The organism is Dietzia timorensis, assembly GCF_020742175.1.
GTDB classification, from domain to species: Bacteria; Actinomycetota; Actinomycetes; order Mycobacteriales; family Mycobacteriaceae; genus Dietzia; species Dietzia timorensis_A.
The window spans coordinates 22,097-46,912 of record NZ_DYXM01000106.1; the positions used below are offsets into that span (position 1 = coordinate 22,097).

The 24,816-nt window shown below is 65.5% G+C and carries 20 protein-coding genes, 3 pseudogenes and 1 riboswitch; of the genes and pseudogenes, 17 read left to right on the plus strand and 6 right to left on the minus strand.

From position 1 onward, the window contains the following. The first annotated feature begins 35 nt into the window (after window positions 1-35). From K8V11_RS05755 to K8V11_RS05790, 8 genes and pseudogenes are all read left to right on the plus strand, one after another. Window positions 36-212, plus strand: coding sequence for a ubiquitin-like protein Pup (locus tag K8V11_RS05755; RefSeq protein ID WP_067471188.1), 177 nt, complete (start codon window positions 36-38; stop codon window positions 210-212). Beyond that, the gene (gene pafA / locus K8V11_RS05760) at window positions 209-1,606 is read left to right on the plus strand and encodes a Pup--protein ligase (protein ID WP_303911589.1); all 1,398 of its coding nucleotides are present in this window, start codon (window positions 209-211) and stop codon (window positions 1,604-1,606) included. Before K8V11_RS05755 ends, pafA begins: the two co-directional genes overlap by 4 nt. Window positions 1,607-1,611: 5 nt before the next feature. Next, window positions 1,612-2,586, plus strand: a complete 975-nt coding sequence (locus K8V11_RS05765) for a YafY family protein (protein ID WP_303911592.1) — start codon at window positions 1,612-1,614, stop codon at window positions 2,584-2,586. Next, complete coding sequence (locus K8V11_RS05770; RefSeq protein ID WP_303911594.1) at window positions 2,583-3,617, plus strand: YafY family protein; 1,035 nt, start codon at window positions 2,583-2,585, stop codon at window positions 3,615-3,617. Before K8V11_RS05765 ends, K8V11_RS05770 begins: the two co-directional genes overlap by 4 nt. Window positions 3,618-3,834: 217 nt before the next feature. After that, a pseudogene (tatA, locus tag K8V11_RS05775) lies at window positions 3,835-4,197 on the plus strand (Sec-independent protein translocase subunit TatA); the annotation flags it as partial. Between the two features lie 327 nt (window positions 4,198-4,524). Then, the gene (tatC, locus tag K8V11_RS05780; RefSeq protein WP_303911622.1) at window positions 4,525-5,544 is read left to right on the plus strand and encodes a twin-arginine translocase subunit TatC; all 1,020 of its coding nucleotides are present in this window, start codon (window positions 4,525-4,527) and stop codon (window positions 5,542-5,544) included. A gap of 39 nt (window positions 5,545-5,583) precedes the next feature. Next, the gene (locus K8V11_RS05785) at window positions 5,584-8,280 is read left to right on the plus strand and encodes an RNA helicase (RefSeq protein WP_303911595.1); all 2,697 of its coding nucleotides are present in this window, start codon (window positions 5,584-5,586) and stop codon (window positions 8,278-8,280) included. Between the two features lie 66 nt (window positions 8,281-8,346). Continuing rightward, the gene (locus K8V11_RS05790) at window positions 8,347-8,811 is read left to right on the plus strand and encodes a polyketide cyclase (protein ID WP_303911597.1); all 465 of its coding nucleotides are present in this window, start codon (window positions 8,347-8,349) and stop codon (window positions 8,809-8,811) included. A gap of 69 nt (window positions 8,812-8,880) precedes the next feature. Here the strand turns inward: K8V11_RS05790 and K8V11_RS05795 are convergent, their stop codons facing one another. Continuing rightward, window positions 8,881-9,456, minus strand: coding sequence for a dihydrofolate reductase family protein (locus tag K8V11_RS05795; RefSeq protein WP_303911598.1), 576 nt, complete (start codon window positions 9,454-9,456; stop codon window positions 8,881-8,883). A 42-nt stretch (window positions 9,457-9,498) separates the two neighbouring features. On the opposite strand from K8V11_RS05795, the gene K8V11_RS05800 reads away from it, so the two are divergent. After that, window positions 9,499-10,131, plus strand: a complete 633-nt coding sequence (locus tag K8V11_RS05800; protein WP_303911601.1) for a Type 1 glutamine amidotransferase-like domain-containing protein — start codon at window positions 9,499-9,501, stop codon at window positions 10,129-10,131. On the opposite strand, the gene K8V11_RS05805 is transcribed toward K8V11_RS05800, so the two are convergent. Continuing rightward, on the minus strand, window positions 10,123-11,064 hold the full coding sequence (locus K8V11_RS05805) for a 5'-3' exonuclease H3TH domain-containing protein (protein WP_303911603.1): 942 nt from the start codon (window positions 11,062-11,064) through the stop codon (window positions 10,123-10,125). The genes K8V11_RS05800 and K8V11_RS05805 overlap by 9 nt on opposite strands. A gap of 38 nt (window positions 11,065-11,102) precedes the next feature. On the opposite strand from K8V11_RS05805, the gene K8V11_RS05810 reads away from it, so the two are divergent. Both K8V11_RS05810 and K8V11_RS05815 read left to right on the plus strand, forming a co-directional pair. Further along, window positions 11,103-12,236 (plus strand): Xaa-Pro peptidase family protein, encoded by a 1,134-nt coding sequence (locus tag K8V11_RS05810; protein ID WP_303911605.1) that lies wholly within the window; start codon window positions 11,103-11,105, stop codon window positions 12,234-12,236. 104 nt (window positions 12,237-12,340) lie between these two features. Continuing rightward, the gene (locus K8V11_RS05815) at window positions 12,341-13,309 is read left to right on the plus strand and encodes a phosphotransferase family protein (RefSeq protein WP_303911607.1); all 969 of its coding nucleotides are present in this window, start codon (window positions 12,341-12,343) and stop codon (window positions 13,307-13,309) included. Here the strand turns inward: K8V11_RS05815 and K8V11_RS05820 are convergent. After that, a complete protein-coding gene (locus K8V11_RS05820) occupies window positions 13,306-13,725 on the minus strand; it encodes a PPOX class F420-dependent oxidoreductase (protein ID WP_303911608.1) in 420 nt (139 codons plus the stop codon). The genes K8V11_RS05815 and K8V11_RS05820 overlap by 4 nt on opposite strands. Window positions 13,726-13,849: 124 nt before the next feature. On the opposite strand from K8V11_RS05820, the gene K8V11_RS05825 reads away from it, so the two are divergent. From K8V11_RS05825 to K8V11_RS05845, 5 genes and pseudogenes are all read left to right on the plus strand, one after another. Continuing rightward, window positions 13,850-14,605 (plus strand): SDR family NAD(P)-dependent oxidoreductase, encoded by a 756-nt coding sequence (locus K8V11_RS05825; protein WP_303911609.1) that lies wholly within the window; start codon window positions 13,850-13,852, stop codon window positions 14,603-14,605. Continuing rightward, window positions 14,602-15,954, plus strand: coding sequence for a precorrin-6y C5,15-methyltransferase (decarboxylating) subunit CbiE (gene cbiE, locus K8V11_RS05830; RefSeq protein WP_303911611.1), 1,353 nt, complete (start codon window positions 14,602-14,604; stop codon window positions 15,952-15,954). Before K8V11_RS05825 ends, cbiE begins: the two co-directional genes overlap by 4 nt. Beyond that, window positions 15,951-16,763 (plus strand): annotated as a pseudogene (cobM, locus tag K8V11_RS05835) (precorrin-4 C(11)-methyltransferase); the annotation flags it as partial. The gene cbiE and the pseudogene cobM, both read left to right, overlap by 4 nt. A 357-nt stretch (window positions 16,764-17,120) precedes the next feature. Then, window positions 17,121-17,852: pseudogene (locus K8V11_RS05840) on the plus strand (cobalt-precorrin-6A reductase); the annotation flags it as partial. A gap of 44 nt (window positions 17,853-17,896) precedes the next feature. Then, on the plus strand, window positions 17,897-18,784 hold the full coding sequence (locus tag K8V11_RS05845) for a DUF4299 family protein (protein ID WP_303911612.1): 888 nt from the start codon (window positions 17,897-17,899) through the stop codon (window positions 18,782-18,784). On the opposite strand, the gene K8V11_RS05850 is transcribed toward K8V11_RS05845, so the two are convergent. Genes K8V11_RS05850 through K8V11_RS05860 form a run of 3 tightly spaced genes read right to left on the minus strand, consistent with a single transcriptional unit; the run spans window position 18,781 to window position 22,165 of the window. Further along, a complete protein-coding gene (locus tag K8V11_RS05850) occupies window positions 18,781-20,304 on the minus strand; it encodes a precorrin-2 C(20)-methyltransferase (protein ID WP_303911614.1) in 1,524 nt (507 codons plus the stop codon). The two genes, K8V11_RS05845 and K8V11_RS05850, sit on opposite strands and share 4 nt — an antisense overlap. Then, entirely contained in the window at window positions 20,301-20,969 is a 669-nt protein-coding gene (locus K8V11_RS05855) for a precorrin-8X methylmutase (RefSeq protein WP_303911616.1), read from the minus strand. Before K8V11_RS05855 ends, K8V11_RS05850 begins: the two co-directional genes overlap by 4 nt. Next, complete coding sequence (locus K8V11_RS05860; RefSeq protein WP_303911618.1) at window positions 20,966-22,165, minus strand: precorrin-3B synthase; 1,200 nt, start codon at window positions 22,163-22,165, stop codon at window positions 20,966-20,968. Before K8V11_RS05860 ends, K8V11_RS05855 begins: the two co-directional genes overlap by 4 nt. Window positions 22,166-22,216: 51 nt before the next feature. Next, window positions 22,217-22,290: riboswitch (cobalamin riboswitch) on the plus strand. 83 nt (window positions 22,291-22,373) lie between these two features. Between K8V11_RS05860 and K8V11_RS05865 the strand changes: the two genes are divergently transcribed. Further along, window positions 22,374-24,816: cobaltochelatase subunit CobN (locus K8V11_RS05865; protein ID WP_303911620.1), on the plus strand; the 2,443-nt coding region annotated here is incomplete at its 3' end.

The window sequence follows — 24,816 nt, forward strand, 5'->3', positions numbered from 1 at the left end:
TCAACACGCCAAGCCAGCACGAAGGGAGCGTCCACATGGCTCAGATCAACACCACTCGTTCGTCCGGGGGAGAAGGCGACGATGAGGCCGGCCAGGTAGCGAAGGCGGCCAACACGTCCGAGGCGGACTCGTTGCTCGACGAGATCGACGACATCCTCGAGACCAACGCGGAGGAGTTCGTCAAGTCGTACGTGCAAAAGGGCGGACAGTGATCCGTCGAATCGTCGGAATCGAGACCGAGTTCGGGATCACCTCCGTCTCCGCTCGCGGGTCGAGGGCACTCGGTGCTGACGAGGTCGCCCGATTCCTCTTCCGTCCGATCGTCGAGAGGTCGCGTTCATCCAACGTGTTTCTCGCAAACGGTTCGCGGCTGTATCTCGACGTCGGCTCGCATCCCGAGTACGCGACTGCGGAATGCGACGGTCTGCGCCAGCTCATCGCCTACGACAAAGCAGGAGAGCGGATCGTCGATGACCTCGCGCTCGAGGCTGAGCGAATGCTCGCCGAACAAAGCATTCTCGCCAAGGTGTTCATCTTCAAAAACAACACCGACTCGTCCGGGCACTCCTACGGCTGCCACGAAAACTACCTAGTCGACCGCACGACAACGCTTCGCGATATCGCTGTCGAGTTGTTGCCCTTCCTCGTCTCCCGCCAACTCATCTGTGGCGCGGGCAAGATCCTCACCGAGCCGAACGGGGACGTGCGCTACTGCTTCTCGCAGCGTGCAGAGCACATGTGGGACGGGGTGTCCTCGGCGACGACACGCTCGCGTCCGATGATCAACACGCGCGACGAGCCTCACGCGGACTCGAAGAAGTTCCGGCGCATGCATGTCATCGTCGGCGATTCAAACATGATCGAGGCCTCGACGATGCTCAAGGTCGCCTCGACACGCCTCGTTCTCGAGCTGCTCGAGTCCGGGGTGTCGATGAGTCATCTCGCCATTGCGAACCCGGTGCGCGCCATTCGAGAAATCTCCCGTGACCTCAACGGGACTGCGGAGATCGCGCTTGCCGACGGCACCACCACGAATGCGCTCGCACTCCAGCGAGAGTTCCTCTCCGCCGTCAAAACATATTTCGACGGCGGAGGCTGTGAGCGCCCCGACCGCGAGGATTATGCAGAGATGATCGAGCTGTGGGAACGCGCGCTCGATGCTGTCGAAAGCGGCGACTATTCGTCCATTGCCACCGAGATCGACTGGGCTGCCAAGCTGCAGCTGATCAAGGCCTACCAAGCCAAGGGCGGGCTGGAACTCGGCGACCCCAAGCTCGCACAGGTCGACCTGACCTACCACGATGTGAGACCGGGGCGCGGCATCGTATCGCTGCTGGAAGCTCGAGGAAAGGCCGCAAAGATCGTCACGGACGAGGAGGTCGAGGCTGCTCGCATCGAGGCTCCCGCCACGACTCGTGCGAAGCTGCGCGGCAAGTTCATTGCCGCGGCCGAAGCGGCCGGCGCGGAATTCACCGTTGACTGGGTACATCTCAAGGCAGGCGCGGGGACATCGACCGCGAGTAATACGGTCGCGCTGCTCGACCCATTCGTCCAATCCGATGAGCGTGTCGACAACCTCATAGCAACTTTTTCTTCCGTACCCTAGATTTCGTGTCCACCTCGAAGTCTCAGCGCCTGGTCAACTTGGTGATTTGTCTACTCTCCAGAGAGCAGTTCATCTCTGCCGAGCAGATCCGCTATACCGTGCAAGGCTACGAGGATTCCTCAACGCAAAGCTCTTTCGAGCGCACCTTCGAACGAGATAAGGCCGAACTCGAAGCTGCCGGTGTCCACCTCGAAACCGGCCCGACCATGGACAACGAGGCCACTCCGGGGTATCGAATCCGGCGCGCCGATGTCGAACTCCCGCCGTTGGAACTCACCCCGCGGGCGGCCGGTGTTCTCGCCATCGTCAGCGAGGTATGGAGCGGCGCCGCACGCAATGCCGAGTTGACCGGAGCGCTCACCAAGCTGCGCGCGGGTGGAATTCGGCCACAACTTGCCGCTCCCGTCGCCGCCGAGCCCGGCGATTCCCGAGAACTTGAGCTTGCCGCGGATCTCGCGGAATACAGCACGAAAAATTTGGTCGTTACTTTCTGCCATACAGGGGCGGGCGAGCACGATCCGCTGCCGCGGAGGCTCGAGCCTTGGCTTGTCGGCACCCACGATGCGCACTGGTACGTCGTGGGATACGACCTCGATAGAGACGACGTGCGCTGCTTCCGGCTGTCGAGGATCGCCGAGCTCAAACCGGTGAAGAATCAGACCGCCACGCATTCCAGGCCGCCCGTAGAGGAAATCCAACGCATTCTCGAAGAGTCTGTCCGCACTTTCGACCCGAGTATCGACGCTCGCGTGTGGGTGGCGGAGGGTTCGGGTGCGGAGCTTCGCGCTCATTCCCATCGATCGACAGAGTCCGTGCTTGATGGCATCGAGGGAGATGAGCTCGAACTCACCTCGGTATCGCTGGTGACGATCGCCGAGCTCGTCGCCGGTGCAGGTGTCAACGCCCGCGCGATCGAACCGCCAGTACTCGTCGATGCCGTAATAGGAACGCTACGAGCAGCGTTGGAGGCGGTTCGATGACCCCACGTTCGCCAGTTTCCGCAGACAAGATGCTCACAGTCCTCGCGTATTTCCGCGAGCAGGGTGGACCGGTCGCCGTGGCCGACGCGGCGCGTGAGCTCTCGCTCACCGAAAAGCAGCTCCGCGATACGCTGAGCCAGTTGTGGTGCTGTGGTCTTCCCGGCCATGGGCCCGGCCAACTCGTCGACCTCGCGTTCTGGAGCGAGGTCGGTGATAGCGACCGCGGTGGATGGGTCGACGGCACGTCCGATCCCGCACGCGAGGTCGATGCATTCGATGACTACACCGACCTCGCCGAGGCAGACTTTGTCGAGGTCACCTTTTTCGCCGGAATCGATAGGCCGCTACGGCTCACCTTCGAAGAGGCGATCACGCTCAAAACGGCGCTCGCCACACTCGTGGGCCGGCCGGAAGTCGTGGACCAGGAAGGACTCGACGAGGCGCTGCGAATGTTGGGCGCTATTTCGCCGACCAATGCCCGCCTGGACGCTGCCTCGACCACGGCTCCGGCGCCGTCAACAAGTGAAAAGACGGCAGAACACCTGCGCTCTGCCCTCGAGTCCGGCTTGGCAGTCCGTTTCGTCTATCACTCGGCCGGTTCGGATTCGACGAGGATTCGCATCGTCGACGGCGGTCGTCTACATGTGCACGCCGAACATGCGTACCTGCGCGGTGTCGACCGGGAGATCGGGGAGTGGCGCACCTTCCGCACAGATCGGATCGCGCACGTCGAGCCACTTGGTCCCTCCCACCCGGTGGGCCCCGAGCCGGAACAGGCGTCGACCACACCGACACAGTCCATTCGTGCTGTCGTTCCCGCAGGTGCGGCCTGGTTTGTCGAGCAATACCCGTTCCGCGATATCCACTGGCGCGAGGACGGTTCCGCAGAGGTTACGGTCGACTATTACAACCCGGACTGGCTCCGACGCTTCCTGCTCGGCAATGCGACGACGCTGCAACCTCTGGATGAGGGACTGCGCGCGGACATCGCCGAGCAGGCGAGCAGCGCACTTTCCGCGTACGGAATATAAAGCCTCCAACCGGCGCGTTAACCAAGCGTTAGCCGGGAAGTTGCTGTGAGGTCACTGTCTCCAATTGACCTGCGTGACACCGTCTCCATACTCTTGAATCATCTTGAGCGGCACCCACTCCAGCAGGGGTGGAGTCCACCGCACGGCGGTCCGGCGATAGGGCGGCGGCGGGGTACGATTGTGCTGCGAGAAGCAAAAGAAACGGAAGGTACCTCCAATGGGCGGATTGAGCCCCTGGCATTTGCTTATTTTCTTGGCGGTAGTCGTGCTGCTCTTCGGCGCGAAGAAGCTCCCGGACGCCGCGCGCGGGCTCGGACGCTCGATGCGTATTTTCAAGTCCGAGGTCAAGGAAATGCAGCACGAGGGCAAGGACGGCGAGCAGCCTCAGCAGGCTCTTCCGTCGAACGCCCAGTACCCGCAGGGCGACCAGCAATACCAGCAGTACGCACAGCCGCAGCAGAATTTCCAGCAGCCGCAGCAGGCATATCAGCAGCCGCAGCAGGGTGGCGTTCAGCAGGGCTTCCAGCAGCAGCCGCCGCAGCAAGGCGGGGTTCAGCAGGACTACCAGCATCCGCAGCAAGGCGGGGTTCAGCAGGGCTACCAGCATCCGCAGCAGGGTGGGGTCCAGCAGGGCTACCAGCAGCCGAATGTAAATCCGGGTCAGCCCTACAACCCGGGCGGCAACGCCCCGTACAACCCGGGTACGCAGAACCAATAGGCACAATTATGTCGCCCGGCCCTCGAACGAGAGGACCGGGCGCGGTGGGGAAGGACGAACACGGCCATAATGAGCGACAGCGGAGTCTCCGCGCCACAGGCGCAGCACCCGGCTCCCGGCAACGGTCCGGCCCCCACGTCCACGAAGACTCGCCGCCGCAAGCGCACCAAGAGAGCTCCGGACGGCTCGATGCCGATCATGGAGCACATCTATGAGCTCCGAAAGCGAGTGCTGATCTCGGCGGCCGCGGTTCTAGTCATGACCATCTTCGGTTTCATGTGGTACCAGTACTCGCTCGGACCGATCCGCTCACTCGGCAGTATCTTGACGGGGCCGTACTGTTCGCTCCCCGAATCTGCGCGAGCCAGTTTCAACGCCACCGACGAGTGTCGTCTTCTCGCCACCGGCCCATTTGAGCAGTTCATGCTGCGCCTCAAGGTCGCGCTCACCGCCGGCGCGGTGCTGTCGTGCCCGGTGTGGCTGTATCAGCTTTGGGCGTTCATCGTTCCTGGGCTGCACCAGAAGGAACGCCGCTTCGGGCGGATCTTCACCACCCTTGCCGCGTTGCTCTTCGTAGCCGGCGCCGTCATCGCCTACATCGTCGTTTCTCAGGCCCTCGACTTCCTGCTCACCGTCGGCGACGACGTCCAGGTCACCGCACTTTCGGGTAGCGAATACTTCAACTTCGTCATCTACCTGATCCTCATTTTCGGCGTGAGCTTCGAGATTCCGCTGCTCGTGGCCATGCTCAACGTCGTCGGCGTGCTGTCGTACGAGCAGCTTTCGAAGGCCCGCCGCGGGATCATCGTCGCGGTTTTCGGTTTCGCCGCCGTCATGTCGCCCGGTTCGGATCCGTTTTCGATGCTGGCGCTTGCCGTTGCGGTGTGCGTGCTGGTCGAGGTGGCCACCCAGTTCGCGCGCATTAATGACAAACGGCGGGGCAAGCGCCGGCGGGATTGGGACGATCTCGACGACGACCAGGCCTCGCCGATCTCAGCCGAGGAGGCCGACACGTCCGGCGGCGACTACCAATCGACGTCCGTCGCCCGGCCCGCACCGATCGGCACGGGCGCGGACCATTACGGCACCGCTTCTCTTGGTGTCGGAGGCAGCGCTCCTTTGCCGCCGCCCAGTACCACGCCCGGACCGTATTCGACCCCGGGGCAGTCCGGTCCCGTGGACCCGGGCGACTACGACGACGTGCTCTAAGCTCGTCGGTGTACCTGCCCCCGACGCACAAGTGATTTCTTGACTAACTCCTCTTCAGCCGACCGCACCTCCGAGGGCTCGGACTCGCTCGAGTCGCGCCCTCTGTTGGCCTCGTTCCTCACCGCCTCGAACGTCCGGCCTGACGCGTTCCAACAGCAGGCGTTCGACGCGCTCGACGACGAGCGGGACGTGCTCGTGTCCGCTCCGACGGGGTCGGGAAAAACCCTCATCGGCGAGTACGCCGCGCACCGTGCGCTCGCCCGCGGAGGCACGTGCGTCTACACAACGCCGATCAAAGCGTTGAGCAACCAGAAGTTCCGGCAATTTCGCTCTCGATTCGGCGCGGATGCCGTCGGTCTCCTCACCGGGGACCATTCGATCAATCCCGACGCCGACGTCGTTGTCATGACGACCGAGGTGCTCCGCAACATGATCTACGCGGAGTCGAAGCTTCTCGATTCCCTCTCGTGTGTCGTGATGGACGAGATCCATTATCTGGGCGATCGGTCTCGTGGTGTCGTGTGGGAGGAGATCATCCTCACCCTCGGCACCCACGTTCAGCTCGTCGGCCTGTCGGCGACGGTCTCCAATGCGGACGAACTCGGAGACTGGCTTTCCAGCGTGCGCGGCGACACCGCCGTGATCAGCAGCACCCACCGCCCCGTTCCGCTGCGGCATCTCCTTCTTCGGGAAGGTGAAATGGTCCCGATCACCGACGGACTTCTCCGTGAAAGCCGCGGCCGCAGAGAGGGCTACCACGATCGACGCATGTCGACGAAGGGTCGTCCACTGTGGGCCAAGCGCCTCGACGCCATCGAGGCGCTGGACGACGAGGAACTCCTCCCCGCCATCTACTTTATTTTCTCCCGCGCGGGTTGCGATGGTGCCGTCGAGCAGATGCGCCGTAGCCGGCTCCGTCTCACGACAAAAGTAGAAGCGCGCGATATCGCCGCTTTCGCCGACGAAGCGGTTCGCGAGGTTCCCGCAGCCGACCTGGATGCGTTGGACTACGGCGCCTTCCGATCAGGGCTTACCTCGGGGATCGCGGCCCATCACGCGGGAATGCTTCCGCTTTTCCGCACCATCGTCGAAGAGTTGTTCTCCGACGGGCTGATCAAGGTCGTTTTCGCCACAGAGACCCTCGCCCTCGGTATCCACATGCCCGCCCGCGCCGTTGTCTTGGAAAAACTCACCAAGTTTGACGGCGAAGGGCACGTGCCACTCACGGCTGCTCAGTATTCGCAGATCACCGGACGCGCGGGCCGCCGTGGAATCGATGTCCTGGGCACCGCCGTCACACTCGACGATCCCGAGCTCGATCTCCACGTCCTGATCAATCTCGCCAATTCGCCAAAGTTCCCTCTACGCAGCGCGTTCGCACCCGATTACTCGATGGCCGTGAACCTCGTGTCGACCATCGGAGACAAAGAGGCCGAAGCCCTCGTCGGTCGAAGCTTTGCCCAGTTCCAGATCGACAAGGACGTCGTGCGCGAAGCCTCCGCGTTGGAGCACACTCGCCGCCAGGCCGCCGAACGCCGCGACGCCTTGGACCGACTTGACCCGCCGGCCGAGCTCGACGAGTACATGGCGATCAGAGCGAAGCTCACTGCACTCGAACGCGAGCACAAGCAGAAGCAACGCGAGCATGCCGATGCCGAGATCGCGAAGGCGCTCACCCGCGCCGACGAAGGCGATGTGCTTCTCATCGATCGGAAACGCCTCGCGTTTCTCGGAACGGTGCTCACGGTGAAGAGCGATTCGCCTACCGCCGCGCGAGCGCTCTGCCTCCTCGACAACGGGCACACCAAGTGGCTCGATGTGCGCGATTTCCACCGCCCGCCGGTGACCGTCGGACGCCTCGTGCTGCCTTCGGGTCGTCGCGCTACGACGGGCGGGAACCGTAAGCGGCTGGTAGGGCAGATGGACCGGCTCGCGCCCAAAGCTCGGGCGCGTGCAAAGAAGCTCCGCAAGAAGGAGAGCCGGCCCTCGGACCCGCGGATCGGCGCGGCGCGGCGCGAGCTTTCCTCCCATCCTCTGCACGGTAACGAGAAGCTCGAACTGTGGGCGAAGGCGTGGCATGCGTGGAATGAGGTGGCCGCGCGGGAGCAAACGCTGACCAAGCGCATAGAGGACGACCAGGCTTCACTTGCCCGGCGCTTCAGACGGATTGTCAATCTCCTTCGTGAATTCGGATACCTGGAGCAGGGCCCCGGCGGGCACATCGTCGCGACCGAAGAAGGCGCACTACTCTCACGCGTGCATTCGGAACAGGAGCTGCTCATCACAGAAGCGGTTCGAGGCGGTGCGTGGTCGGCTCTCGATTCGGCGGAGCTGTCTGCCTGCGTGGCAGCCGTGGTAGCGCATGGCCGACGTCAACAGACGGTCCGGCCACCCAACTCGCAGAAGCTGCAGGCAGCCCTGGCCGCGACCGAGGCATCCGCGAACAAGATTTCCGCTGCTGAGCGCAAGCGCCAGCTGCCGCAGACGAGCGACATCGATCTTGCCTTGGCACCCGTGATCCACCATTGGGTATCGGGCGGTTCGCTCTCGGAGGTTCTCGCAGCTAGCTGGCAGGAAGGTGTGGACCTGACGGCGGGCGACTTCGTCCGCTCGGCACGGCTCGTACTCGACGGTCTGATCCAGGTCGCCAAGATCGCCGACGACCAGACCGCAAAGAGGGCCCGCCACGCCGCAGACATGATCCGCCGCGGTGTCGTCGACGAAAAGGTCACCTAAGCACCTGAAAACCCGCCTTGCGCAGGAGCGGCTGCACGAGGCCGGTGGCCGTGGCACAGTGGGGCCATGACGCAAAACAGCGAAAGCATCACCGTATCGCGCACGATCGACGCCCCGGCGGACAAGATCTTCGACGTATTGTCGCTGCCGGCACGTCACAACGAGATCGACGCATCGGGGACCGTGCGGTCCGCGGAAGACACCGAACGAATTTCTGCGGTCGGCGACGTCTTCGTGATGAACATGTACGCCGAGAAGATGGGCGGCGAGTACAAGATGTTCAACCACGTCACGGGCGTCATCGAGAATAAGCTCGTCAGCTGGCAGCCCGCCCAGGAAAAGAACAAGGATGAGCCCGCCGGCTGGGAATGGGTCTGGGAGATCGAGTCCGAGGGATCGGCCGAGTCCAAGGTGTCTTTGACCTACGACTGGCGCAAGGTCACCGACGAGAAGCTCAAGCAGATCTTCCCCGCATTCTCGGAGGAAGAGCTCGAAGAGTCACTCAACGCACTCGCGAAGGCAGTGGCCTAACGACTTGGCGCGTGCAAGGCCCGTACCGATTGGGACAGGATCCCCGACGGTACGGGCTTTTTGTGCGCGCTAGGGGCGCACCACCTGATATTCCAAGCGGGCGAACTGCCCCTCCGGGCGCGCACCAACCAGCCGTAGACGATCGGATTCGATCGTCCTGGGGAGTAGCGGTGCGCCTCTGTCGAGCACGACCGGTGCCACCGAAAGACGGATCGAATCGAGGGCACCGGCATCAAGGAACTGGCCGACGAGGTCGCCGCCGCCTACGAGCCAGATATCTCCGCCGCCTGCCGCGGCGCGAATCTCTGTGAGCGCATCCGACACTTTTCCCGAGACGACGTGCACCGGCGCTTCCGGGGGCACCCAGAGTTCCCTCGTGGAGAACACAAACACCGGCTTTTTGCCGAATAGCTCCGTCCAGCGTGCCGGATTGTCTCGGATGTTCTCGTTTTCGAGGACCCATTCGTAGGTGGTGGATCCCTTCACGATGACGGCAGCTTCGCCAATGGGGCTGTCGGCCCAGTCATCTTCCGCAGACGACCCCGAAGACTCCTGCGGGACGTCGAACAACCACTGGAGCGAATGGTCGGCGTCGGCGATGAAGCCATTCATCGTAGTGGCAGTGTCGAAAAATATTGTGCCCATGCCGGTCACGCTACAGACGGGCTCTGACATACCATCGCGGTCATGAAGCTGCTACTGACTTCTCTCGGCGTCGGCGCCATACCGAGCTTCGTCGAAGGCGCCACGGGCCGGGCACCGGAGGGCCTACGGCTCGGTTTCGTCTGGGATGCCGCAGCCGCCGAAGCACAGGATCCGGAAGGGCAGTGGCAGCTCGATCGCCTGGAGGCGCTCGGGTTTACGGTAACTCGAATTCTGGCCTCCGATGCCACATCGGCAGAGAGCTTCTCCCAGACGCTGTCCCGGATAGACGTCGTCTACCTCGCTGGCGGCAACTCGTTCGCCCTTCTCGCCGCGCTTCGCGGAAACGGGTCGGGGCAGGCACTTGTCGCGGCCGTCCGTGCAGGCCTCCCATATATCGGAATGAGTGCCGGCTCTGTCGTCGCGGGAACGGATCTAGACCCCATTACGCTTCTCGACGATACGAGGGCGGCGCCCGGGCTGGACGGGTACGCGGGACTCGGTCTCGTGCCGCACGTCGTTGTTCCGCACGCCGACGGCAAGTTACCCGACTACCCGCCGGCGATTTTCGAACGCATCGACCGCGAATACGAGTCCAGGTTCCCTCTGCTTTTTCTGGATGACGACGAGGCGCTGATGGTGTCCGGTGGCAGCGCTCGCATCGTCGAATCACCGTAGCTCGGCGAGCCTGTTCTCGAGGTTTCTGATCGCGCGTTCCTGTCCGGTGCGCGCGATGAGTTCCTCGAGCGCCGCAGAGTCGGCCGCTCCGAGCGCGCCGCTTCGTGCGCCGTCACACTCGGGTGTTTGTGGCGGTTCGTCGAGTGCGACGATCCGCTTGGCGGCACGCACATAGTCTGCGGATCCGAGCAGGTTCTCGCGCTGGCGTGGGGGCATCTTTATCGAGTCGTCTCCGGCTGCGGCGATGATGTCTTCGACGTCGCCGTATGTCGCCACGAGTGTCGCTGCGGATTTGGCACCGATCCCGGAGATCCCGGGGAGGCCGTCGGAGGGATCGCCGACAAGCACGGCGTAGTCGGCGTATCGGCGAGGGTCGGTGCCTTCGGGGAAGCCAACGCGCTCGGCCACTTCGGCCGGACCGTAGAGGACGCGCTTGCGCATTCCCGCACCGATGTAGAGAACTTTTCGGTCTTCTCGGGCGATCTGCAGCAGGTCCCTGTCGCCGGTGACGACGACCGTGTCTCCAGTGGACGCGCCCGGGAAGGGGAGCGCGGCGAGAACGTCGTCCGCCTCGCCGTCGGGAATGTGCGCGGTGCACACGCCAAGCGCTTTGAGTAGCTCCCAGATGATGGGCACCTGGTGGTGAAGCGCCTCGGGCGCGTCCTCGCCTCCGCCTTCTGCGACGCGTGCGGCCTTGTATTCGGGGACGAGTGACACCCGCCAGTTCGGGCGCCAGTTCTCGTCTCGGGCCGCGATGAGCCCCTCGGGCGAATATTCGCGGAGAAACTCCGCGGCCATGTCGCAGAAGCCTCGCACGGCGTTCATGGGTCGGCCGTCGGAATCGGTGATCTTGTCCGGAATGGCGTGGAAGGCGCGGAAATAGATCCCTGCGGTGTCGAGTGCCAGGAGCGAGGTGCGGTTCGGGGTGCTCATCTGAAAAGGCCTTTCGCCGTCAGGGTTAGTCTTGGGATATGACTTCTTCAGTTTCGCACGGTAACCAGCGCCCCAGTTCCGAAAGGACGGCGCGCCTCGCCTCCGAGCTCGCCGATTCCGGCGTGGATGTGGCCTTTGCGTTCCCGGGGTCGGACCTGAAGTATCTTCTCGGCGAAGAACTCCATAGTCACGAACGGCTGACGACATTGGTGGTGCCGGCACGGGGCACACCCACGCTGGTTCTCCCGGACCTCGAGGCCACGGCCACAGTCCGTGAGCTTGCCGGAGCGGCCGGCGCCGCGGTACGCACGTGGCAGGACGGCGAAGACGCCATCTGGTTGGCCCTCGGCGCCGGCGGCGCCCTCGACGGAGGTGCGTCGGTTGTTGCGGTGAGTGACGATGCGCCGGCACGCCACGTGGTTCCGCTGCAGGACGCGTTGGGTGCGCGTGTCCGTCTGCTCACGCCGGTGCTCGATATGCTTCGAGCAATCAAATCCGACGGTGAGATCGCCGAGCTTGCCGCCGCAGGTGAGGCCATCGATCGGGTGCATCGCCGAATGTCAGAGTTCCTGCAGGTGGGCCGCACCGAGCGGGAGGTTGCCGAGCTCATCGACGCTGCCATCGCCGAGGAAGGGCACACGCACGCCGAATTCATCATCGTCGGGTCGGGGCCCAACGGTGCCGATCCGCATCACGACGTATCCGATCGCCGAATCGAGTCCGGGGACATTGTCGTTGTCGATATCGGAGGCCCACTTCCCAGCGGATATAACTCGGATTCGACGCGCACGTACTCGATGGGCGAGCCCTCGGAGCAGGTCGCCCGTGAATACGCCGCGCTCGAAGAGGCGCAGGCGCGGTCGAGGGCCGCCGTCCGCCCCGGCGTGAGCGCCAACGAGATCGATGCCGCGGGTCGTCGCCATCTCGAAGCCGCAGGCCTGGGTGAGCGCTTCATCCACCGGACCGGGCACGGTATCGGGCTCTCCGTCCACGAGAGCCCTTACATTTCCTCGGACTCGGAGACGGTACTCGCCGAGGGCATGGCGTTCTCCATCGAACCGGGCATCTATTTGCGAGGCTCCTGGGGTGCGCGGCTCGAGGACATCGTTGTCGTGACGGCGGACGGAGTCCGCGAACTCAATAACGCCCCGCGCGGTCTCACCGTTCTCTGATGCCTTCGCCCGGTCTCGACGAACGCATACGGCTCGCCGAACGACTTATCGCCAGCACTTGGCCGCATTTGCGCTTCGCGGATACCAGTGTTCCGACACCGGGAATGGACCATGCCGTGATCGTGCTCCGCGACGTCATCGATACTGGCGACGGGACGGGCGATGCGGAAAGACGCCTGGGGGACCTTGACGTGCGTGCGCCGCTGACGTCGGATTATCGCGCCCAGTCCGGCGCCGAAGCCGATGTGCTGGACGAGCTCCGGGCTGTGCTGCAGCGGCAGGGAAGTGGTGTACGGATTCCTCTTCCGGTCCTTCGCACCGTCGATGGCACGATCGGCGCCCAGACTTTTGTAGAGGGAGCGGCGGTCACCGCCGCCGAGTGGGCGGCGATGCCCTCGGGGAAACAAGAGAAATTCGTCGACGAGCTCGCCGAACTCCTCGCCGCGATGCATACGAGGGACGTCGATTCGCCCCCGTTCAACAAGGTGGAGTCGTGGTGGCTTCCCACAGAGCATCGTGAGCTCACCGAAGCCGTTCGAGGCGAAGGGCTGGGGCACACGAGGCTCAATATCTCCTCGCCCAGAGCTCTGCCGGCAAAGGCTGTCAAGGTCGCCGAGGCGGCACCCAAGGTGATTCCGGACGACCTCTCGGATTCGGACAGGGACGTCATCGAGGAGATTATCCGCGACGTGAGCGCGGTGCTGAGGACGCCTTTTTCACCGAGGTTGGTACATAGCGACCTTTACGACGCCCACACGCTGTGGGACGGGGAACATCTCGGTGTTATCGATTTCTCCGATATGAACCGCGGAGATCCGGCCATCGATTTCGCGCATCTCACCGACCTTGATGCCTCGCTCGCCGACGTGGTTCTCGAGCGCACGAAAGCCACCATCGTCGACGGCGAGCGCCCGAAGTACGACGACGACGTCCTCGATCGAGCGTGGATCTACAAAAGGTGGGACGCGGTGTTCCTGCTCATCGATCACCTCCGCACGGGGTTCACCCCGGCCGCCGACGCCTGGGAGGCTTTCGCGTCGGTAAGGAACTCGAGACGCCCGGGATCAATTTAGCCGGGTAGCCGCGGGGAGCGGCCGAGCAGGAAGGCTGTGCCGAGCACCCGGTCGACGCGGATTTCGATGACAACGCGTTCGGGGTTCGGACGGGGCTTCCGGTAGCGCTCGGCATAGAGCTGCTCGGCCCGGCGCACCTCGCTCGCCGCCGTCAATACGCGAACCGGCCCCTCCAACGACAGCCATCTCCGCCCATCTACCTGCGCGACGGCCGCGCGCCCACCGCGGCGCGCATTGGCCGCCTTCTGATTTCCGCCCGAGGTGATGACGCGAACGCACCGATCGTGAGGATCGTAGGTGAAGCCGATGGCGGCCACGTGCGGAGATCCGTCGCGGCGCAGCGAGGTCAGCGTCCCGAGGTGCCGCTCGGCCAGGAACTCGATCGCCTCGGCGGTGAGGTCGGAAGGTGTGCTCATACTTTTAAGCCTCCCACGCCCGTAACCCGGACGCACATGCGAAGATGGACATATGACTTTCCCACCCGAAACTCCCGACACATCAGCCACAGCCGCTTCACAACGCGGCGAGGACGTACGCGTTGTGGCCGTTTTCGGTGGTCGAAGCGAGATCGGCGTCGCCATCGCCGAGCGGCTCGCACCGGGGGCTACCGTCGTGCTCGCCGCGCGACCTGGTCCGATGGACGAGGCGAAGGCAAAGGTCGAGGCCGCCGGTGCCGCGAAAGTAGTGTGCATGGAGTTCGACGCGGATTCGTTGGAGTCGCAGCGGCAGATCCTCGAGCGCATCGAGACCGAGGTCGGCACCATCGACACGGCCATCCTCGCCTTCGGGATTCTCGGAGATCAGGGCCAAGCCGAGACCGACGCGGCGCATACCGCGCAGATTCTGCACACGGACTTCTCGGCGCAGGCCACGCTGCTCATCGAACTGTCGAATCGGATGAAGTCCCGTGCACCGAAACCGGGCCTCGAGCTGAGTAGGGCGCGCGGCACGATAGTCGCGTTCTCCTCGGTCGCGGGCGTGCGGGTGCGCCGCGCCAATTTCGCCTACGGCTCTGCAAAAGCCGGGCTCGACGGTTTCGCCCGCGGTCTCGCGCACGCGCTGCACGGCAGCGGGGTGCATCTCATTATCGCGAGGCCGGGTTTCGTCATCGGCAGGATGACCGAAGGTATGGATCCCGCACCGTTCTCCTCGACACCGGACCAGGTCGCCGATGCCGTCGTCGAACGCATTTACACGGGCAAGGGCACTCAGCTGTGGATCCCGTGGCAGCTGCGCGCGATGTTCTCGGTCGCGCCGTTCATTCCGGATGCATTGTGGCGCAGGATGCCGCGATGAGCGAAGCGGACGCTCGGGGAGAAGACCGTGTCCTCACCATCGTGGGTATCGGCGTCGATGGCCTCGCCGGGCTGAGCCCGCGCGCGTGGGCCGCGCTCGACGGCGCGACGACGATACACGGTAGCCCCCGCCAGCTCGCGCTCCTCGATGGCGCGGACTCACTCTCCGCGACTCCGCGCAAGCCCTTGTCGCGTCCTCTCATGCCCGGCCTCGTGGGCGACGTCCGCGAAGCACTCGACCACGGCGGGGTGTTCCTTGCCAGCGGCGATCCCATGTTTTTCGGGCTCGGCGCGACCATCGCGCGAATCGTTCCGGACTTCGGCGGCCGCATCGCATCCATTCCCTCGCCGTCGTCGGTATCTCTCGCCGCCGCGCGCCTCGGCTGGCCGCTTGCCGAGATCCCCACGGTAAATCTGCTCACCCGGTCGCCCGCGATGCTGCTGCCGCACATGTTCCCCGGGGCACGCTTCTTCGTACTCTGCGCGGATGCCGAAGGCCCGGCCTCGGTTGCCGAGTACCTCACCTCACAGGGCGCCGGGCATGCACAGGTGCACGTGTTTTCGGAATTGACGCCGGACGGCGGTCAGCACCACGTCACCACCGCCTCCGACCTCGCGAGACAGAGAGGCGGTGAGTGGTCCGACCTCGTCATGCTCGCCGTCGAGATGCCCTCGGGTACCTGGTCCGGACCGGCGCACGGTCTCGCCTCACATGCGCCGGGGCTCGCCGACGACGTCTTCGAGCACGACGGTCAGATCACCAAGCAGATCCCGCGCTCCGTCGTCATGAGCCTGCTTCGTCCCTATCCCGGCGCGCTGCTGCGGGACGTCGGCGGGGGTTCGGGCAGCATCTCGATCGAGTGGATCCGAGCGGCAGCGGGGGCACGCTCGGAATGTTTCGAGGCCGATCCCGTCCGCAGGGCCCGCATCGAGAGAAATGCCCGGCGCCTCGGAATCGACGTGGACCACCACGTCCTCCAGCTCAGGGGCGCCGCACCGCAGATCGCGCCCACCACGCCTTACTTCCCACTCGCCGACGCGCCGGACGCGGTGTTCATCGGCGGCGGACTCACCGCCGAGGGCATGCTCGACTGGGCTTGGGGGGCTCTCCGCGCAGGTGGCCGCCTCGTCGCGACCGCCGTAACGGCCGAAGCCGAGGCTCTCCTTCACGCCCATCGCGACGTCTACGGAGGGCAGATTTTGCGCCTGGGTGTCGAACATCTCCGCCCCCTCGGTCGGTATTCGGGCTGGGAACCCACACGTAACCTGGTAATTTACTTCTGCGATAAGCCCGAACAGCCGAACGCGGGCGAGAGTGCGTTACAGGAGGGAGGCCCGGAGGCGACATGACCGTCTACTTCATCGGTGCCGGCCCCGGCGCCGCGGATCTGCTCACCGTACGCGCGCAGCGACTCGTACGCTCGTGCGGGACATGCCTCTACGCCGGCAGCATCGTCCCGCCCGAGGTGCTCGCGTTGTGTCCGCCGATTTCGCGGATCATCAACACCGCCCGGATGCCGCTCGCCGAGATCATCACCGAGCTGCGCGACGCCCATGCGCGCGGCGACGATGTCGCCCGTCTGCACTCCGGCGACCCCAGCCTGTATTCGGCGATCTCCGAACAGCTCGACGCGCTGGACTCCTATGGGATCCCGTGGGAAATCGTTCCCGGAGTTCCGGCCTACACGGCCGCCGCAGCGGCGCTGCGCACCGAGCTCACCGTTCCGCACATCTCGCAAACCGTCGTGCTCACCCGGGTCGACGGCCGCTCGACGTCCATGCCCGAAGGGGAGGACCTGGCCACGGCGTGTGCCTCGGGCGGCACGGCGGTCATCCATCTCGCAGCGCATCAGGCCGAGCGCGTGCGCGACGAGCTGCTGCCCGTGTACGGCGGCGACGCGCCCGTCGCGGTCGCCGCATATGTATCGCGGCCGGAGGAAGTGCTCCTGCGCACGACGCTTTCCGAGCTTCCGGAGAAGCTCGCCGACGCCGGGATCACGCGCACCGCCGTCATCATGGTGGGGAAGGTTTTCGCCGACGGCGTGCGCACAGGCAAGAACCCGCTTGTTGACGCCGAAGGTACCGAGCACTCGAACCGGTCCTTCCTCTACTCCGATTCTCGCCCGAGAGACGCGGCGGGCCGCACCCTCTGCGACAACGGCGAACCCATCGACGCAACGGAAGTAGAGGGAGAGTCTGCGCGTCTGCGTCCCGTGCCCGACGCCTACGCGGAGGCCGAGAGCGCGGGACGGGAAGATTCCGACGACGACCGCGGGAGCGGGGAGCACGCCGCAGTCGACGCGTCGCAATCGGGTGACGAACAACGAGTTTCGGACGACCCGGTCGACGCGGAAGAGTTCGTCCCCGAACCGCTCACGGCAACGCCGCTCGAGAGGACCCGCGACGAGGTTGACGAATCCGAGCTTGCCGTTCCCGAACCGGTTCTCTCGCCCGAGCACAAGGCGGCCGTCATCGACTCTCATCGCCATGAGGGACCGCCGAACAAGATCCTCATCCTCGGCGGCACGTCGGAGGGCCGTAAGCTCGCGGATCTCATCACCGAGGCCGGCCTCGACGTGGTCACATCGCTCGCAGGAAGGGTCAAGCGTCCTCGTCTGCCCCAGGGCGAGGTCCGTATCGGCGGCTTCGGCGGTCCGCAGCGCATGGGCCGCTACCTGATGGAAAGTTCTGTCGATCTCGTCATCGACGCCACGCACCCCTTCGCGGAGAGGATTTCCGCGTCCGCCCTCGAGGCGTCGACCTCGACGGGGACGCCTCTGCTGCGACTCAATCGGCCGCAGTGGACGCCCGGGGAGGGAGACAACTGGCTGTCGGTCTCATCCGCGGAGGAGGCTGCACGCCTCGTGCAGGAACGGTTCAAGCGCCCCCTGCTCACGATCGGTAGGCAGCAGCTCAGCGCCTTTGCCGGGGACGCGCGCAGCTCGTATCTCATTCGCTGCGTCGAACCACCGGACGGAAAGCTACCGCGGCGCTACCTACTCATGTTCGACCGCGGCCCTTTCGACTTCGATTCGGAACATTCGCTGCTGCGGCGCCATCGCATCGATGTAGTCGTTACCAAGAACAGCGGCGGAGATGCCACGGCGGCCAAATTGGAGGCCGCACGGTCACTGCACATACCGGTGATCATGATCGAACGTCCTCCATCGCCGCCCGTGCCGACGGTTCATACCGTCGCCGAGGCGGCCCAGTGGATCGTCGAGGTGTTCGGCTCCTCCCGCGTCTAGGGTTTCGGCTCCCGAATTCTGCAATACGAATCACAGGAGCGAAAATGAGCCGCATCTTTTCCATCACCCCGGCGCCCGGGCATCGGCTTCTGACCATGGAGCGGGTGATGAAACTGGGACCGGCAGGGTTGCGCCCATACGATATCGACGGCGACGACGTCGACGCGTTCCTTGCCACGACCCCGGACGAGGTCATCTCGCTGTGGGGAATAGACCCGTACAGTTCGCGCGGCTTCGAGCTCGATTTCTCCGCCGGGGGTTACAACGTCCGTGTGTGTACCCCGGCCTCGCCCAACGACTGGCGCATCGCACTGGACGTCCTCGCCGCATTATCACGGTATCTCGGCGAGCCGATAAGGGACGAGGACGGCAGCTCATACTCGCCGGAGACGATCACATCGTTCCCTTTCGCCCGCGATATCGGCGCTTGTCTGACCTCACTGCGCACCGCAGTGGAACGGGGGAGCACCATCCAACTCGGCGGGGTGCGAAGGTCCGTCTCCTTCACAACCGACATGCTTCGACGTGTACTCGACGCCCAGTCGCCCGAGGACGAATTCGGCGAGACGATGCGAGTGATCCAGCAGCTCGATGCCTACGACGCGAACCAGATGGTCGCACGTGCACCGAAGGGCGAGGTCCTCGGCATGTACACACTCACCGAGTCCGTAGCCACCATCCTCCCGCTCGAACCGAGGCTCAGCGCGAGCATGCGCCGCCAAATCGGCACGGAAGTCCCTGTCGAATGGACACTCACTCTCATCGGAATCGAAGGGCCCGCCGACCGCGCCGAATCCTATGTCCGCGCGGGAGAGGTTCGGTACCGAGAGGCGTTGGCTCGGCTGCCCCAGCACAAGATTCGCGTGCTCGACGGCGCCTCGATGCTCGTCGACGGACTCGACCGTGCCGAACTCGCGGCGCTTCGCCGTTAGTAGCTGCGAGGGGTGTAGGCGCGGGGCCCCGCCGCGGTGGACATCATCCGGGTGCGGCTGGATCCGATGATGAGTAGCGTGCGCATGTCGACGGTGTCCGGGTCGAATTCGCACGCGCGAAACACCTCGACACGCTCGCCGGGGCCGCCGATGTCACGCCCCTGCACCATCACCCGGTCTTCACCACCGATCTCACGGACGAGCGCGGAGAGTCGGCGCACCTGTTCGCGCCTGCTCTTCGAGGCCGGGTTGTAGATGGCGATGGCCAGGTCGGCCTCCAGTAGAGAGCGCAGGCGCCGTTCGATCACGTCCCAGCCTTTGAGCCGGTCCGAAAGCGATACGAGAGCGAGATCGTGCCCGAGGGGCGCTCCGGCCTTCGCCGCTACAGCCGTAGCGGCTGTCACCCCGGGCAGGACCTCGATCTCTACATCTGCATAGTGCCCGGTTTCTGCGGCCTCGAACACAGCCGTGGCCATGGCGAAGATGCCCGGATCGCCACCGGAGACCACCACCACGTTCCGGCCGGTGCGTGCGAGGTCGAGGGCGAACGTAGCTCGTTCCACCTCGACCCGATTGTCCGAGGAATGGATGCGCAGGCCCGGGCGCGCGGGCACCCGTGCGGTGTATGTGGCATACCCGACGACGTCGGTGGCGGCGGCCAGGCTGGCCTCGGTCTCCGGCGTCATCCAGTAATCGGGTCCGGGACCGGTGCCGACGACGGTGACGCGCGGAACGACCGCGGCGTCCGCGGTCGCGTCGCCCGGATCGACCGAAGAATGGCCGCGGTTTCGGGTATCGGTAGGGCTGGGGATGACGGCGGCGGAGAAATACGGAACCTCGTCCGGGGACACCTCCGCGAGCGCCGCCACGCGCTGCTCCGGTGTCGTGGCGCGTTCGACGTACCGCGCCTCGTCCAACCTCCCGGACGCGGCGAGCGCGTTGCGAACCTTTCCGAAAGTGCGGCCGAGTTTCATGATGACGGCGGAGTCCGTATCCGCCAGGCGCCGAGTCAACTCGTGCTCGGGAAGGGTTCCCGGCAGCACCGTGAGGACCTCTTCGTGTTCGGTCAGCGGGCGCCCTGCTGCGGTCGACACCGCGGAAACCGACGTGATCCCCGGGATAATCTCGCACGGGTACCGCTGTTCGAGGCGCGTGTACATGTGCATGAACGAGCTATAGAAGAGCGGGTCACCGGCGGCGAGCAGGGCGATGGACCGCCCGGCGTCGAGGTGCGCGGCCAGTCGCGCGGATGCCTCTTCGTAGAACTCCTCGATCGCGGCAGCGTAACCGCCCTCGTGGTCGGTCTCTTCGACGGTGAGGGGATATTTGAGGAGCTCCTCGATGTGCCCTGGTCGCAAGTGTGCCTCGGCGGTGCGGCGGGCGATCGATCTGCCGTGTCGGGCGGCGTGGAAGGCGACGACGTCGGCGGATTCGATGATGCGTGCGGCCTTGATGGTGATGAGGTCCGGATCACCGGGGCCGATACCTACGCCGTAGAGAGTTCCGGGCGCGGCGCTCATTCGACCACGCTCGCAAGGGCGTTGACGGCGGCGGCCGTGATGGCGGAACCGCCCCTCCGGCCGCGGACTGTGATGAATGGGACTCCGAGCTCGGCGGCGTCGTGGGCGAGGGCCTCCTTGGACTCGGCGGCACCGATGAACCCGACCGGGCAACCGACGATCGCGGCCGGGACCGGGGCGCCCTGTCGCAGCATTTCGAGGAGATGGAACAGCGCGGTCGGCGCATTCCCGATTGCGACGACCGAGCCGCCAAGCCGAGGCACCCACGCCTCGAGTGCGGCGGCAGATCTCGTAGTGCCGATATCTGCGGCCAGCGCGGGGACGTTTTCGTCTCGCAGGTGGCACAGCACGTCGTTGTCGGCGGGAAGCCTCTTCCTCGTGACCCCGGAGGCGACCATGTGGGCGTCGGCGAAGATGGGGGCGCCTGAGACGAGGGCTGCTCGCGCGCTGCTCACCACGTCGTCGGAGTACTCTACGTCGCCGGCGAGGTCGGTTTGACCGGCAGCGTGGATCATGCGCACCACGACGCGGGATACGTCGTCCGGGAAGCGCTCGAGACCGGCCTCGGCCCGAATGGTTGCGAACGACGCGTCGTAGATCGCCTGGCCGTCCCGTTCGTAGTTGTAATGGAAAGCGTGGCGCTCTCCGTGTCCCGCGTCGGTCACTTCTCGTCCTTCGGTGAAGCGTGTGTGACGTAGCCGTCCGGTCCGGCTTCGTACAAGGTGGATTCGTGGTCCCAACCGCAGGCGCGATCGCAGCCGACCCAGTGTTGGGCTAAGGGGTCCAACCGGAGGTCATTTGCTGCGGCACGGATGTCGCCGTGCACGTCGGCGTGGGATTTGCTGCAGCCCGACGATCCGATGCAGGCGGTTGCATGGACCCACGGGGAATTGGCATCGAAGATCAGGCCCATCGGGGCGAGCACGCGCACGACCTGTTCCGCCTGTCCCTCGCTGAGCCCGTGGATGCCGAGTACGCGGTCGGGGGAGATCGTGGTGTCGGTGTCGATTGCGCCAAGGAATTCGGCTAGGCGGTGGTCGATGATCGCCAGCTCGGTGACGGCGAGAAGGGAGACCGATCCGTCGGGGGAATCGATCCAGCCCACCGGCGGATGGGGCTCGGGGAGCGGATGTTCGTCGCCAGCATTTTCGCCTGCGCCTGCGACGTCGGCGGGGACCTCCACAGTGCGCTCGTGCAACCGCGCCGCCGCCAGAACGCTGCGGTGCTGGTCGGTTCCCGGCGCGAGCCGCCAGCCGTGTTCGGGGATTGAGACGAAGTGTTCGGCGAGATCGGCGAGAATCTCGGCGATCGAGTCGACACCGCAGTACACGCCGGCCGTATCGCCGGCGACGAGCAGTTCCAGCGAGCCGGTGCGGTGCCAGCGCGCGCCGAGATCGGGACGGCGTCGCGCGATATCTCCTGCGCCGTCATCCAGCCCGAAAAGGAATCTCCCCGAGAGACCGGAAAGCGAGGACCGGGAGAGGAGCTCGACCTCCAGCCGGGGGACGAGGCTTCCGATGGGGCCGTGCCCCGCGAGGCGACCGGCGAGGGGTGAGGCGAGGATGTTGCGTGCGCGGTCGTGGGTGGCGCTGGGGGCGAGTCCTGCCTGGGACAGGAGATCGAGCAGTTCTTGCTGATCTGCCTCAACGAGCCCGCGGATCTGCACGTTGCCGCGGGAGGTGACGTGCAGGTTGCCGTCGCCGAGTCGGGCCGCCGCGGCCAGCGCCTGCCAGGCCATTGGGGACATGCGCCCGCCGGGTACCCGGATGCGGGCGAGGAGTCCGTCTGCGGCCTCGTGAAGACGCATGACGCCGGGGCAGCGGTCGTCGCGGGTCGCAGAGGTGTCCGATGGGCAAGTCACCCATCCAGGTTAAGCGGCGTGCAGGCTAGGCTGTCCACTAGCCCGCCGATCGGGAAGCCGGTGAGAATCCGGCGCGGTCGCGCCACCGTGAGTTCGGCCCGGAAACGGGTCGATCGAGTCGGACCTCGATGTGCGGGAGGAGTTCGCACGCGCGGCGGGCTCCGGATGTTTGCTTCGCGGGACGCGTACCCACCCACGGAAGGTCACGATGACGATTTTGTTGCTGTCCACCTCGGACACCGATCTGCTCTCCGCACACGCCTCGGGCGCCGATTACCGGGTGGCGAACCCGGCCCGGAACAGCGCCGAGCGCAACGCCGAGCTCGCCGCCGACTGTTCCGTGGTGGTGCTGCGTTATCTCGGCAGCAGACAGTCGATCGAGGAGCACACCGAGGCCATCAAGGCCACGGGCGTACAGCTCGTCGTGGTCTCCGGTGAGCAGGCGCACGATGCGGACCTGATGAGCGTGTCGACCGTGCCGGCGGGTGTCGCGAGGGAAACCCATGACTACCTCGCCCACGGCGGGCCGGGGAATCTCGAGAATCTATATGCATTCCTGTCCGACACGATCGCATTGTCAGGCGACACGTTCGAGCCGCCGAAGGAGATGCCGGCGTGGGGCTACCTCGAGGGGGAGTGGGTTCCCGCTGCCTCGGGCCTGGCCTCGGTGATCGCGCCGAACGCCGCTGCGCCGCGCATCGCTGTCGTGTACTACCGCGCGCAGCATCTGGCAGGTAACACCGCGTACGTCTCCTCGCTGTGCGACGCCATCGCAGCTGCCGGTGGCCGGCCCGTGCCGATCTATGCCGCTTCGCTGCGGCAGCCCGCCGAGGGGCTCCTGGATGTTCTCGGAGGTGTAGACGCTGCGATTGTGACGGTGTTGGCCGCGGGCGGCGCCACGCCGGCGCTCGCCGGTGCCGGGGAGTCGGATGATTCGTGGAACGTGGAGCATCTCGCCGCGCTCGATATCCCGATCCTGCAGGGGTTGTGCCTGACCAATAGTCGCGCCCAGTGGGCGGACTCCGACGACGGGCTGTCCCCGCTCGATGTGGCCACCCAGGTGGCCGTGCCGGAGTTCGACGGTCGCGTTATCACCGTTCCCTTCTCGTTCAAGGAATACGACGACGAGGGCTTGGCACGCTACGTGCCGGACTCCGAACGCGCAGCGAGGCTTGCGGGGCTTGCCACCCGGCACGGTTTGCTCGGCAAGATCGACGCGCCGGACAAGCGGGTCGTGGTCATGTTGTCGGCCTATCCCACCAAGCACGCCCGCATCGGCAACGCGGTCGGCCTGGACACCGGGGCGTCGGTCGTCGAGCTGCTACGCGCTATGAGAGAGACCGGATACGATCTCGGCTCGGAACCGGTTCCCGGTCTGGACACCGAGCACTCGGACGATCTCATCCACGCAATCATCGCCGCCGGCGGGCAGGATCCCGACTGGCTTACTGAGGCGCAGATGGAGGCGAGCCCGCACCGCATCCCCGCCGATACCTACCGGCGCTGGTTCTCCACCCTCCCGGACATGCTGCGCACCGAGGTCGTCGACGCGTGGGGCGAGGCGCCGGGTGAGCTCTACGTCCACGACGACACCATCTATCTCGCGGCACTGGAGTTCGGAAACGTCCTCGTAATGGTCCAGCCCCCGCGCGGATTCGGCGAGAATCCGGTCGCGATCTACCACGATCCGGACCTCGCGCCCAGCCACCACTACCTTGCTGCGTACCGGTGGCTTCGCGAGCCCGCATCGAATGGCGGCTTCGGGGCGCACGTCGTGTGTCACGTCGGCAAGCACGGCAACATGGAATGGTTGCCGGGCAAGAACGTCGGGCTTTCCGCGGACTGCGGCCCGGACGCCGCGATCGGGGATCTGCCGCTCATCTATCCGTTCCTCGTCAACGATCCCGGAGAGGGCTCGCAGGCCAAGCGCCGAGCCCACGCTGTGCTCGTCGATCACCTCATTCCTCCGATGGCGCGCGCCGAATCCTATGGCGACATCAACCGTCTGGAGCAGCTACTCGACGAGCACGCCACCGTTGCCGCGATGGACCCGGCGAAACTGCCGGCGTTGCGCCAGCAGATCTGGACGCTGATCACCGCCGCGCGGATGGACCGCGAGCTCGGCTGGGAGCAGCGCCCGGACGAAGAGGTCTTCGACGACATGCTCATGCACGTCGACGGTTGGCTGTGCGAGATCAAGGACGTGCAGATCCGCGACGGTCTCCACACCCTCGGCCGCGCGCCGGAGGGGCGGGAGCTCGTCGAGCTCGTCACCGCAATGCTGCGGGCCCGGCGGATGTGGGGAGGGGACCGATCCTCCGATGGCCTCCGCGAGGCGCTCGGCCTGACCGAGGACGGCTCGGAAACCCGCGTGCGCACCGACGAGATCGAGGCGCTCGCCTCGTCCCTCGTGGCTGGGCTGGCCGAAAAGGGTTGGGAGCCCGCCGGGGTCGAGGAGGTCCTTGATGCCGCGACGCTCCCGGATACCGCCGACCGTGAGGCTCTGGCCGATCTACTCGACTTCACCTGCCGCGAGATCGTTCCGCGCCTGGCCGCGACCGCGGAGGAAATCCCTCGCATCCTGCACGCCCTGAACGGCGGATTCATCCCGGCCGGCCCCTCGGGTTCGCCTCTGCGCGGCCTTATCAACG

Coding starts and splice junctions, on each gene's coding strand:
- K8V11_RS05815 (WP_303911607.1), top strand. CDS start 12,341: ATGGACCATGCCGTGATCGTGCTCCGCGACGTCATCGATACTGGCGAC.
- K8V11_RS05755 (WP_067471188.1), top strand. CDS start 36: ATGGCTCAGATCAACACCACTCGTTCGTCCGGGGGAGAAGGCGACGAT.
- K8V11_RS05795 (WP_303911598.1), bottom strand. CDS start 9,456: ATGGGCACAATATTTTTCGACACTGCCACTACGATGAATGGCTTCATC.
- cbiE (WP_303911611.1), top strand. CDS start 14,602: ATGAGCGAAGCGGACGCTCGGGGAGAAGACCGTGTCCTCACCATCGTG.
- K8V11_RS05805 (WP_303911603.1), bottom strand. CDS start 11,064: ATGAGCACCCCGAACCGCACCTCGCTCCTGGCACTCGACACCGCAGGG.
- K8V11_RS05810 (WP_303911605.1), top strand. CDS start 11,103: ATGACTTCTTCAGTTTCGCACGGTAACCAGCGCCCCAGTTCCGAAAGG.
- K8V11_RS05790 (WP_303911597.1), top strand. CDS start 8,347: ATGACGCAAAACAGCGAAAGCATCACCGTATCGCGCACGATCGACGCC.
- tatC (WP_303911622.1), top strand. CDS start 4,525: ATGCCGATCATGGAGCACATCTATGAGCTCCGAAAGCGAGTGCTGATC.
- K8V11_RS05850 (WP_303911614.1), bottom strand. CDS start 20,304: ATGAGCGCCGCGCCCGGAACTCTCTACGGCGTAGGTATCGGCCCCGGT.
- K8V11_RS05845 (WP_303911612.1), top strand. CDS start 17,897: ATGAGCCGCATCTTTTCCATCACCCCGGCGCCCGGGCATCGGCTTCTG.
- K8V11_RS05820 (WP_303911608.1), bottom strand. CDS start 13,725: ATGAGCACACCTTCCGACCTCACCGCCGAGGCGATCGAGTTCCTGGCC.
- K8V11_RS05770 (WP_303911594.1), top strand. CDS start 2,583: ATGACCCCACGTTCGCCAGTTTCCGCAGACAAGATGCTCACAGTCCTC.
- K8V11_RS05800 (WP_303911601.1), top strand. CDS start 9,499: ATGAAGCTGCTACTGACTTCTCTCGGCGTCGGCGCCATACCGAGCTTC.